General features: G+C 66.4%; 14 protein-coding genes and 1 pseudogene. 13 read left to right on the top strand and 2 right to left on the bottom strand.

Annotated elements, in window-relative coordinates:
• The 3 genes from AB8A24_RS23835 to AB8A24_RS23845 form a co-directional block, all read left to right on the top strand.
• Positions 1–366 (top strand): hypothetical protein (locus AB8A24_RS23835; RefSeq protein ID WP_369477595.1); only part of this gene is annotated, 366 nt, incomplete at its 5' end.
• A gap of 198 nt (positions 367–564) precedes the next feature.
• Positions 565–1044 carry a phosphoadenosine phosphosulfate reductase family protein gene (locus AB8A24_RS23840; RefSeq protein ID WP_369477623.1) on the top strand — a complete coding sequence of 160 codons (480 nt, stop codon included), beginning with the start codon at positions 565–567 and terminating at the stop codon, positions 1042–1044.
• 44 nt (positions 1045–1088) lie between these two features.
• Positions 1089–1580 (top strand): hypothetical protein, encoded by a 492-nt coding sequence (locus tag AB8A24_RS23845; RefSeq protein ID WP_369477596.1) that lies wholly within the window; start codon positions 1089–1091, stop codon positions 1578–1580.
• Between the two features lie 44 nt (positions 1581–1624).
• Here the strand turns inward: AB8A24_RS23845 and AB8A24_RS23850 are convergent, their stop codons facing one another.
• Both AB8A24_RS23850 and AB8A24_RS23855 read right to left on the bottom strand, forming a co-directional pair.
• Positions 1625–1810, bottom strand: coding sequence for a hypothetical protein (locus AB8A24_RS23850; protein WP_369477626.1), 186 nt, complete (start codon positions 1808–1810; stop codon positions 1625–1627).
• A gap of 115 nt (positions 1811–1925) precedes the next feature.
• A pseudogene (locus AB8A24_RS23855) lies at positions 1926–2822 on the bottom strand (NAD(P)/FAD-dependent oxidoreductase); the annotation flags it as partial.
• 317 nt (positions 2823–3139) lie between these two features.
• On the opposite strand from AB8A24_RS23855, the gene AB8A24_RS23860 reads away from it, so the two are divergent.
• From AB8A24_RS23860 to AB8A24_RS23905, 10 genes are all read left to right on the top strand, one after another.
• Positions 3140–3418, top strand: coding sequence for a hypothetical protein (locus AB8A24_RS23860; RefSeq protein WP_369477597.1), 279 nt, complete (start codon positions 3140–3142; stop codon positions 3416–3418).
• A 355-nt stretch (positions 3419–3773) separates the two neighbouring features.
• Positions 3774–4604 (top strand): hypothetical protein, encoded by an 831-nt coding sequence (locus tag AB8A24_RS23865; protein WP_369477598.1) that lies wholly within the window; start codon positions 3774–3776, stop codon positions 4602–4604.
• Positions 4605–4702: 98 nt separating this feature from the next.
• A complete protein-coding gene (locus tag AB8A24_RS23870; protein WP_369477599.1) occupies positions 4703–6175 on the top strand; it encodes a hypothetical protein in 1473 nt (490 codons plus the stop codon).
• Positions 6172–6912, top strand: a complete 741-nt coding sequence (locus AB8A24_RS23875; RefSeq protein WP_369477600.1) for a hypothetical protein — start codon at positions 6172–6174, stop codon at positions 6910–6912. The genes AB8A24_RS23870 and AB8A24_RS23875 overlap by 4 nt, the downstream gene beginning before the upstream one ends.
• Entirely contained in the window at positions 6909–7349 is a 441-nt protein-coding gene (locus AB8A24_RS23880) for a hypothetical protein (RefSeq protein WP_369477601.1), read from the top strand. Before AB8A24_RS23875 ends, AB8A24_RS23880 begins: the two co-directional genes overlap by 4 nt.
• A 56-nt stretch (positions 7350–7405) precedes the next feature.
• On the top strand, positions 7406–7690 hold the full coding sequence (locus AB8A24_RS23885) for a hypothetical protein (RefSeq protein ID WP_369477602.1): 285 nt from the start codon (positions 7406–7408) through the stop codon (positions 7688–7690).
• Between the two features lie 59 nt (positions 7691–7749).
• Positions 7750–7920, top strand: coding sequence for a hypothetical protein (locus AB8A24_RS23890; RefSeq protein WP_369477603.1), 171 nt, complete (start codon positions 7750–7752; stop codon positions 7918–7920).
• A 111-nt stretch (positions 7921–8031) separates the two neighbouring features.
• Entirely contained in the window at positions 8032–8274 is a 243-nt protein-coding gene (locus AB8A24_RS23895; RefSeq protein WP_369477604.1) for a hypothetical protein, read from the top strand.
• Positions 8275–8505: 231 nt separating this feature from the next.
• A complete protein-coding gene (locus tag AB8A24_RS23900) occupies positions 8506–8952 on the top strand; it encodes a hypothetical protein (RefSeq protein ID WP_369477605.1) in 447 nt (148 codons plus the stop codon).
• A 124-nt stretch (positions 8953–9076) separates the two neighbouring features.
• A complete protein-coding gene (locus tag AB8A24_RS23905; protein WP_369477606.1) occupies positions 9077–10042 on the top strand; it encodes a DUF6884 domain-containing protein in 966 nt (321 codons plus the stop codon).
• Positions 10043–10071: the final 29 nt, after the last annotated feature.

Genomic DNA, 10071 nt, shown 5'->3' on the forward strand with positions numbered 1-10071 from the left:
ATCATCTTCTCCTCCGAGCTGGCCACCGCCGGGCTGGCGGCCGAATCGACCGCCGCCGCCCAAGCCGCCGCCGACGTACTCCGCGGGTTCAACCCGTTGGCACAGGCACTGCTGGCGCACCGGGGGGTTCTAGCGCAGGCCCTGCACGTCCTCACGCGGCGACACATCGTCGATGGGCGCATCGACCAGGCAGGCGCTGTCGCCCGCGAGACGATTCAGGCCTACCAGGAACTCGCCGCTACTGCCGACGCCGACGTGGACGCAGTCGGCAACAATCTGATCATCTTCTCCTCCGAGCTGGCCACCGCCGGGCTGGCGGCCGAATCGACCGCCGCCGCCCAAGCCGCCGCCGACGTGCAGAACTGAGCACGATATTCCCGGGTTCCGGGCCGAGCGCCGACGCCGGCAAAGGATTCGCGGCGCCGACCGTGCCCGGTGGTCGATCACGATGGAAGTTCCGTGACGCAGTGTGTTGAGAGTTCGGCGTATTCAGTCGCGCCGAGTATTGCTCGCCGCCAGCAGCTGCCGCTCGCCATCGACATGCGCGCGAGCACCGGCCGGCGCATGGTCCTGACCTGGCACCCGATCCTGGAGCTCTCCGAGACCGACGTCTGGCAGCAGATCGCCGACGCCGCCCTGGAGTACCACCCCGTCTACGACGCGGTCAGCCCCCGCCTGTCCTGCGTTTTTTGCGTGCTCGCTTGTGCACGGGTGGTTACTGACCGCGCAGGCAAGACATCCGTCACTGCTGCCGAGCTTACGAAGGCTCCTCCCGTGGCCCGCTGCGCTACATCCGCGGGAATGGGCAGTACGCATGCGAGCCCTGATCGCATTGGTCTATTCAGAGACAGTCGGCATGTGACGACTCACTCTCGTGGAAGCCAGCGACGGAAAGGCGAATGTAGGGGCGTTATGTCGCGCACAAGCACTTGTCTCGCGTCTAAGCACACGCGTAGTTTTAGCGAGCCAAGGGAGACCGTTGGTGTTCGTGTGAACACGTTTGGTTACACAAACTGCAGGTTGAAGGTCTGTTGCCTACTGTGAGAGGGAGCCGCATGTCGCCACAGCGCAGAGCGAGGGAAGCGCAAATGTCCAGACTGGGATACGAAAAGCCTTCCGTGCCTAAGCCGTTTGCTACGGGGGTGGATGCAGCTCTTCGCGAGCTAGTCGCATCAGAAACGAGTGTCGCTGTTCTCGGTCGCTTCCTCGCTGCCTACGAAAACAGAAGGAAGTTTTCGTGGCTTCCAGAAAGCGGGCAGAATCCAGAGGCGGGTATGAAGGATGGGCTGGTATCTGCTTTCCGCTATGCGCTCGCTTCGTATATACCTGGCCGTTCGCAACATCCTGAATATTCTACTGAGAGTTTTCCGATCTCAAGGGAAGCGCGAAAGCGCATTGAAGAGGCTGTTTCAGTAGTGTCAGATGATGCAATGAGCCTGATGCAGTTCGCCACCGGACTTTCCACAGACGGCCATGACCCTGGGAAGATCCAGCATCATGAGATCAAGCGGCACATCGTATTGGCGCTTGAGGACTACTACTTGCTTCGGGAAACAGCCGTGTCTCCGGACCCGTGGTAGCAGTTAGTGTCCCCGCAGCGGCCGGAACCTTAGTCGTCCGTCCACTACCTCAGGTATGTGATCAGCTTGGTCGTAGTATCGTTGCCGCGCCACTCGGAGAGGGCTGCTGCCAGAAATTGCATTTGTGGTGTTGCCCAGCTGTTTGTGTAGATCTCCAGCAAGGCGATCTGCCGAAATAGGGGAAGATGTGAATTTTCCAGGGTAGAAGACGCCGAGTTGAAGATCTGCATAGTACTCAGTCATTGGCCCACGTGAGGAATCCTTCGGTTTCAGTTTCTGGCACGTGTAGAAGTGCGCTTCAATTTTGCTCGACGATGCTTGGACTACCCCTCTGAAGCCCGGCAGGCGCGCATCTAGTGAGGCAGCAAATGTTTCTGGCGTCTTGGGTGGCAAAGAATCGTACGTGGCGCGTTCTATGGGATGGTCCGTCCGGGACAGGCAAACGCTAACCCCGGCAATGCCATCGTGTGCTCTGAAGGGTACGATGTTGGGCCCGCCTTGCTCCCAGGGCATCATGATCGCACTATTGCAAATCTGATCGCCTTGGAGTACCAAGACCGGAGTCTTCGTGACGCCGATGGCCAGGGGAACCGTCGGGGCGATCGACTGAAGCAGTTCAGGGATGTATGCCCCGCAGGCCAAGACAAGGACTTTGCTTTCTACGCGGGTGCCGTCGTCGGGATAAATCTCCCACCTGCCATTCTTCTGAGCGGCCGCTATGGTGCCCATGCGGGCAGGCTCTATATGATCCACTCCGAGAGACGTGATCTCATCGGCAATAATCTGAAGTAGCTGGCGTGTATCGAAAGGTCGATCCTCAGATCGAGCCATATAATCCAGCGGAGTCCGATGGAGTATGGGGTTCGTCTCCTGAAGTCGCCGAATTTCGCTATCCGTCATTTCGGTGATGGGGACATTGTCTCTTCTGCAGCGCTGCACCGTCTCCCTGAGCCCTTGCTGGCTTCTAAATAGGAAGTAACTTTCTGTTTCGTGAAGGATGGCTTCTGGATATGCTTGCTTAATGTACTCGTACCCCTTTTGGCATCCTCTCGCCGCAACCACATCATTTGTCGCCGCGTAAAATGATCCACTCTGCAGCCAGCCCTGATTCCGGGTGGAAGCATGGCCTGCTGCTGGATCTTTCTCGATTACTACGCATTCGCAATTTCGCAAGGCCAGTTCTCTTGCTAGGAACAGGCCCGCACATCCCCCGCCGATTATGCATACGTCGTAGTGCCCCATTTGGTGCCTCAGTCTCGCGGAAAACAGGGACGATATGGGTAATCGCGGTCTCTCTTCCAGTGCACCGCGTCGTCCATAGCCTTGCAAGCGGGGGCGGCACGTAGCCCCGATGCCTGCAGGCCGGATTCCGGCGCTCGCGTCAGTCCGATACTCAGCGGCCCGTGCAGCGGTCTGTTCCCAGAAGCCACTCTTCTCGTCCTGCGTAGTTCGCGGGTTCGCGGCGGATCGCGTACGGTCCGGCCGTGCTTGGACGACCTGGTTGGCGTATCTGCCTGTCTACGAGGGATCTACCGCGCCCGCAGCATAGGCCGGGGGTCTTGGGAGCCCTGCCGGATGACCTGCCGAAATGGCTGGACGAGATGGCGATCCCGGACGGCACCCCGTACCTGTTGTCGCCCCGCTTCGAGTACGACGTGTCGCTGAACGCGTACTTCCTTCAGGCGAATCAGGCCTCAGCCCCGCGCAACACCAGCATGAACCGGGCCAGAGCCTTGAAACGGTTCTTCGACTTCCTGTGGACCTCCCGCGGCCGCCGCTCGTGGCGTGACGCGACGGAGACCGATCATGGCCTTTCACCAGTGGCGCCGCCGAGATGAGCTCGGCCCTCGGGTCGAAGGAACGACCTGGGGGCAGGAGGTCACCCTGGTCAATCAGTTCTACCTGTGGGCGGTCAGGAAGGGACACGTCGCCGAGAACCCGATCCCGCAGCGGGCCCGGCGAGCGGTCCCGGTGGGACTCGGAATCCAGCTGCGCGGGGCAGGCCGAGGGACATAAGGGACAGTTCCCGCGACATTCGCGCACGATGGGAAACGCGACCTGGTCGAGTGGATGCCGCCAGGCACCTACCGGCGTTGGCGGGACGTCGGCCTTCGCGGCTATGGCACCGACGGGCTGCCCACGGGCCGCTTCCGAGGCCGGTGGGCCTCGCGGAACACGGCCTACACGGACTTGATGATCCGCACGGGGATGCGGATCTCCGAGCAGTCCAGCCTTGCGCTCGCCGAGGTGCCCCTTCACTTCGAGGAGGGCGGCTTCCAGCGGTTCTGGCTGCCCGGCGAGATCGCTAAGTACTTCTCCGCCCGGTGGATCTACGTCCCGGCGTCCGTGGGGTCAGACCTGGCCGCCTATGTCGAGGACGACCGCGCCGACATCGTCGACCGGGCCCGAGCCGCAGGCCGGTACACGCGGATGCACCGGCCTCTGGTCATGGAGGACCCTGGCGATCCGCACAGCATCCGAGAAGTCGGCAGCCTGTCACGACGGAAGCTGAAGTTGCACCGGGTTGGGCCGCAGGACCGGCCGCGTCTGATGGTCGACACCGTCGACGGGCTGGAACCGGCCGCGTTCTGGCTGAGCGAGTTCGGTTTCCAGATGGCGGTCTCGTCCTGGGAGGACATGTTCGCCCAGGCCAGCCGCCGCTGCCGCCAGGCCGGCCTGCCGGATCTGCACTGTTTCGCCCATCTTCTGAGGCACAGCTTCGCGGTCATCACGCTCGAACAGCTCCAGCGAGGCCACATCGCCGCGATGGCCGACCTGATCCCGGCTCAGCGAGGGCACTACACACGGATCTTCGGCGACCCGCTGGACTGGGTCAGGCGCCAGCTCGGCCACCGGTCGATCCTTCACACGCTCATCTACTTGCACGCCCTGCAAGAACTCGAAATGGAGACCCGGATGGCCCTCGTTCCCGACGCCTGGGAGGACCCGCGGTCCACCCCGCTGGCCCTGGTCGGCGACTTCGCCAGCTCGCCCCATGGCGACGAGACGGAAGGCAGCCGATGAGCCGCAGCGGACGGGGCGCCACGGGGCCGGGCCGCCCGACAACGCTCCCGGAAGGTGCTTACGAGCCCGACCCGGCAGTCCAGCGTCACGAAGGCGGTGTGGTCGTCCGCTTCCACGACGACGACCGCCAGAAGGTCTTCGACTTCTCGACTCTGCCCCTGCCGGGCTGGCACGAGCCTCTTGCGGCAGCGTTCGCTGCCCGCACAGGACCGGTCGGCGGACTGCGGACGCTGGCTTCGGCGACCTACTCGTGCTGGAACGTCCTGCGACGGTTCCTGATCTTCCTCGACGAGCGCGGGAACCCGCCTACCGTCCCAGGCCAGCTGACCGCCGGCCATCTGGAGAAGTTCCTTGACCACCGGCACGGCACTGTCGGCGGTCACGCTCAAGAAGAGGTACAGGCGCTGTCGAGGCTGTTCGACCTCGCCCCGATGGCCGGGCTCATGGACCCGGCCGCGCTCGACTTCGCCCGCCGCCGCACACAGTGGAAGACGAAGCACATCGGCGTCGGCGGTTACTCGGACGGTGAGTTCACACGGCTGACCTCTGCGGCCCGCACGGATGTCGCGGCCATCCGGGACCGCATCACCGCTGGTGAGGTCCTGCTGGAGCGGTTCACCACCGGCCGGGAACAGCTGGACGAGGAGGAGGCCCTTCGGGGGCAGAGACTCGCGGAGATGGCCGCCGGGTTGGTCCCCTGGCCCCCCGGACACGCCTCTCAAGCCCTGCACCAGCGCAAGAAGTGGGCCTCGGAGCTCTTCTTCACCCGCGATGATCTCGCCCCCTGCATGGTCTTGTTCGTTGCCGTTACGGGCCTGAACAGCGAAGCGGTGAAGGAGCTGTCCGCCGACCACCGCATCGTCGGGGACCGAGCCGTCGAGACGACCGTGGTCAAACGCCGCCGGGGGCAGGGCCGCTGGTTCACCAAGGTGACCTGGGAGATTGGAGAGCCGAACCGGCAGCTGCACACGCCCGGCGGGCTCTACCTTCTGATGCTGCGGCTGACCGCCCGCAGCCGTGAGTTCTCCGGGTCCAGCCATGTTCTCACCGTCTGGCGCAACAGCCACCGCACCGGTCAGCGGGGGAGCGCGGAGCACTACGCGCCCTTTGCGAAGTCCCTCGCCGCCGGCGAACCGTACATGCGCGGTTGGTCGAGCAGCCGGGCCCGCCCCGTGTTCGCCGACGCCCCGGACGGCGTCGAGCCGAAGCTCTTGAAGATCGACTTGAACCGGGTCCGCACCAGCGTCGAGGCCCGCCGGACCAAGCAGATGGGCGGGCACCTGCCATCCGCAGCCCGCAGCAACAGCATGCAGGTCCTCTTCCGGCACTACCTCTCCGGCGACCCGGTCATCCGGGAGTGGGCCGACGACGTTCTGGCCGAAGCCCTGGTCGACGCTGAGCAGGCGGCCGTGGCCGCCCACCAGCGGGCTCTGCGCAAAGCGGGCGGCGCCCTGCGCGTTCTGACCACCCCCGGCGCGGCAGCGCCGCAGGCAGAGGACACCGCTTGGACCGCCAGCCCCGACATGGACCGGCATCCGGTCACAGGGAGCCCCCCACGAACGACCAGTTGAACTACTTCATCGCCTGGGTCAACCGCTACTGCCACGACCACGGCCTGGCGGAGACGATCCCAGACGTCGCGGGCCGAACCTGGCGCCTGAAATCCAGCCAGCTTCGAAGGACTCTGGCCTGGTTCATCGCCCGGCGCCCCGGCGGCAGCATCGCGGGGGCCCTGCAATTCCGGCATCAAGGCGTTCAAATGTTCGAAGGGTATGCCGGGACCAGCGACTCCGGCTTCCGGGCCGAGGTTGAGAGCGAGCAGGCTCTTGCCCGCGGCGAGCACCTCATGGACACCGTCGAAGCCCACGAGCACACCCGACTCGGCGGTCCCGCGGCCGGCGAAGCCGCAGAACGACTCAAGGGCTTCGCCGAACGGGCCCGGTTCGGCGGGAAGGTCGCACTCGACCGCCGCCGACTCGAAAGGATCATGAAGAAGCATGATCCGGCCGTCTATCCAGGCGAGTACATCACCTGCGTTCACGACCACACCAAGGCGCTCTGCGAGAAGGCCCGCACCGCTGGCCGGGAAGGGCTGCCAGACCACGGCGGCTGCAAGCCGCTGGCCTGCCGCAACGTCGCCCTCACGCACGACAATGCGGACGCCTGGCAAGCCGAGATCACCGAGATCGAAGGGCGGATGAACGGCCGGCCACCGCTGCCTCCCCGCTTCCTGGACCGTCTCGCCCGCCGTCGCGCGGAGATCATCGGGTTCTTGGGCAAGAACGCACCGGTCGAGGGGCAGTCATGACGACCAGGCTCGACCTTCCCCACCCCGAACGCGTCCGCAAAGCGGCAGACGAGCTCCTGGCCCACGCCTCCCGCAACGGCACCCGCCCCAGCCTCCTCGGACTCGCCAAACGTCTCGGCCTCTCCAACACCACCCTCCGACGGCACTACCCCGAGATCGTCGACACCGTCACCGCCATCCGCGCCAGCAACACGGAAGACTCCCAGCCCACAGACACGAAGCGCTACAGCGACCTCGTCCGCCGCAACGCGAAGATCCGAAGGGCGAACCGCGAACTCACCGACCAGCTCGCACTCGCGCTGGCCTGCATCCAGCGGCTCTCGGTTGACAACGCCAACCTTCTCGCGGCCCTCGAAGCAGCCTCCAAGATCCGCAGGATCGACATTCCGCACGGGTCTGCGGCCCGCCCCGCCCCCGGCACCCCCGACCTGCCGTAATGGAATCCTGACGATCCATCTTGACGCTCGATGGCCGTAATGAAATCCTTACGTCCATGACGACATATCAGTTCGACGGGCACCGATTTGCCACCCAGTCCGTGCTGACCCATGGAGAAGACGGCCCCGAGCGTGTGGGCCTGGCAGCTGAATGCAGCTGCGGCTGGCGCGGGGCCGATGGCGATCCCGGCATGGAGGGGAAGAGCGGCTGGCGCGGCGCCTCCTGCCACCCGATCTCACTCACCGAAGAGGGCGAGTCCGAGGCCGAGCAGGCCGCAGAGCAGGAGTGGCTGGACGAGCACATCGCGGATTTTTCGGGGCCGTCGTCCCGGCGGCCCTAGCCGATCAGATCCGCTCCGTTGGTGAGCAGCTCGACTCTCTGATCGAGGCGGACGAACCGATGGCCGCCCTGGCAGCGATCCGCCTGTCGGGCGGCTACTTCGCCCGCCAGGCCCGCGATGCGGCCCTGCGCGCCAGCTACCTGGACCACTCCTGGTCGCAGATCGGCGACGCGCTCGGTATCTCCAAGCAGGCAGCGTGGGAGCGATACGGAAAATCCCGCCGCGAGTAGCAGCTCGCTGAGGCGCTCGTCGAGCTGGCGGCCGAGCCGATGTTTGCCTGATTTCCTGGTCACTGGTCAGTCTGAAACCACCGGCACAAGCTCGCTGGCCGGGACGTCCTGGTGCGCGCCGTACGGCTGTGCTGGGCCCTGGGTCTGGACCTGCCCGCCCGGTACGTCGCCCTGGAAGAGCACATCGGCCACCGTTTCAGGGAGAAGCTCAGCGTCGCCGAAATCGTCGAAGAGGCCGCCGGCGTCGAGGCGGAGGAAGGCCCGCTGGTCTGGGCGCGCGGGGACGCGCTGCGGCGCCACGTCGGCGAGGAGGCCGCGGTCGACTACCTCCGCCGGACGGCACTGGCTGCCTGATCGCCGAGACGACATGGGGGAAGGGCAGTCGGGAGTGCGGCCGACCGGCAACCGAAGGCACAGCGCGCGGTGGCCGAACCGGCCGACCCGAGGGGAGCAGTTCGCGACGGTCCCTCAGGCCGCCGAACTCAGAGCGAACCCACCCACAACATAATGGTGAATACGTAGTATAGTTATTTCAGTCGGTGGTGGCAGCCGACCAACCCAACCGAACGCACACCCAGGAGAGCCATGACCCGATCGCCCGCCCCGAGTACCGGCTCCGCTCGCGCACGCCACACGATCGACGGGACCCCCGCGTACGTGGCCGTCAACGCCAAACCTCAGCCCTCCACCGGCCTGGTTCTCGACCCGGACGGTCGTGGCACTGTCCTCCAGGTCACCTCCGTGCACAACCTCGACGGCGAGACCCTCGCCGCGCGCCTCTACGAGGCCTACGCCATGACCACCGAGAACGGCGAGGAACTCCCCGACGAGATCACCGCCGAGACCCTCCTCGGCCGCCTCGGCGAGCAAACCGCCGCCTGCGCCGAAGGCTGGCACCACTGGGTCAACGAGCCGACACAAGAGGCCTGGGACACCGTCCGGCCCTGGGCCGAACGGCAGGTCCGCCGCCTGTTCCCGGACCTGACCTGGAGCGTCGAGCCAGACCGGAAGTGCCTCCCGCCCAACGCCTGAGCACCGACCAGCAACGGGGGTGACGGCCGACAGAACGGCCGTCACCCCCGTCCCCGCCGCCCTGTCCGCGACAGGCCTGCGCCGTCGCGCGCCGCGGCACCGCCCGACTTCAGGAGCACCTCACATGTCCACCGGCCTCATCCCCGCCCCGCCGTTGCCCGGTACGCGCCGCCGAGTCATCTACCGCGACCGCGCCTACAGCACCGTCCACCGCTTCCGCTACGCCGCCGCCCACCTGGAGGCCTTCCGTACCGGCCGGCAGTGGCACGTCGACCAGCCGATGCCCCGCACCGCCCCCGTACCGCGGGAAGCCGTCGTGCGCTGCGCCCCCACCCTCGCCGAGGCCGTCGCCCAGGCGGTTGTACGGCTCGACCGCAGGGCCGTCCCGGCGCCCGACCACACGGACGACATCCTGCGCACGTACGCCGCCGCGGGCTGGGACGTCGTCGACCCCGCCACCGGCCGCACGATGGGCTGGGCCCGCCGCCACCTCGGCGACCCCTACCCCTGGCAGCCGGCCGAACACGAGGGGCTCGTCCTGGTGAACAGCAGCCGCAGCGCTGGCGCCGCCCTCGACGTCCGCGAGACCGCCCGGTCGACGACGCCCTGCCCGCTCGGGCCCGTCGTCGTCGTACCGTGCAGCGGCGCCAAGGCCGTTACCAGGACGGCCCTGCCCGCTCGCCAGCTCTACACCGGCAGCTATCACCTCCTGTGCCGACAGGCGGCCGAGCACCTTGCCGGCGCCACCGGCGACGTCGTCGTCCTCTCCGCGAAGAACGGCTTCGTCACCTTCGACGAACCGCTCCTCCCGTACGAGCTCCGCATGGGCCAGCCCGGCTCCGCCGCACCCGAGATGCTCGCCGCCCAGGCCGCGCAGCTCGGCATGCTCCCCGGACCCCGCCCGGTCGTCGCCCTCGGCGGCCGGGCCTACGTCCAGGCCGTCACGCAGCTGCGCCCGGACGCCCTGCAGCCGCTCGCCGGCTGCCGCGGCATCGGGGAACAGCGCGCCCGGCTCGCCCGGCTGATCCGATCCGAGCAGCCGCTGGACGTCCTCCACCAGCTGACCACCGCGGCCGCACCAACGGCCTGAACGCCGGCAATCCACTGGCCTCGCCCCGT

The organism is Streptomyces sp. BF23-19, from assembly GCF_041106355.1.
Classification (GTDB): Bacteria; Actinomycetota; Actinomycetes; order Streptomycetales; family Streptomycetaceae; genus Streptomyces; species Streptomyces virginiae_A.